Origin of the sequence: Gilvimarinus gilvus (genome assembly GCF_030518155.1) — a bacterium.
Taxonomy (GTDB): domain Bacteria; phylum Pseudomonadota; class Gammaproteobacteria; order Pseudomonadales; family Cellvibrionaceae; genus Gilvimarinus; species Gilvimarinus gilvus.
On the sequence record NZ_JAULRU010000079.1, the window covers coordinates 1 to 463 of the forward strand.

The 463-nt window shown below is 54.2% G+C and carries 1 protein-coding gene; it reads left to right on the plus strand.

Annotated features, from left to right (window positions below):
* A partial coding sequence (locus QWI17_RS00400) for an IS3 family transposase (protein ID WP_302720520.1) occupies window positions 1–463 on the plus strand: 463 nt, incomplete at both ends.

Below are 463 nucleotides of genomic sequence, written 5' to 3' on the forward strand. Positions count from 1 at the left end.
TGATCGTGTCTGCGCTCAAGGACAGGTTTCCCTTGGCCGCTGTTCTGGAGTTGGCGGATCTGCCGCGCAGTACGTTCTATTACCAGCTTCAAGCGCAGGCCAAACCTGATAAGCATGCTGCTCTGAAGCAGATGATTCAGCGTGTCTATCACGAGGAAAAAGGGCTTTACGGTTACCGGCGCGTTGCGATCGTGATCCGCAATGGCGGGACCTTGGTTAACAAAAAAGTGGTGGAGCGTTTGATGATCGAGCTTGATCTTCGCTCACTCGTGCGGCCGAAAAAATATCGGTCGTACAAGGGTGTCGTCGGCACCATCGCGCCCAACCTGCTGGAGCGAAACTTTATCGCGCAGCGCCCGAATCAGAAGTGGGTGACCGATGTGACCGAGTTCAAAGTGGCTCAGGAAAAAGTCTACCTCTCCCCCGTGATGGACTTGTACAACGCCGAAATTGTGGCCTACGA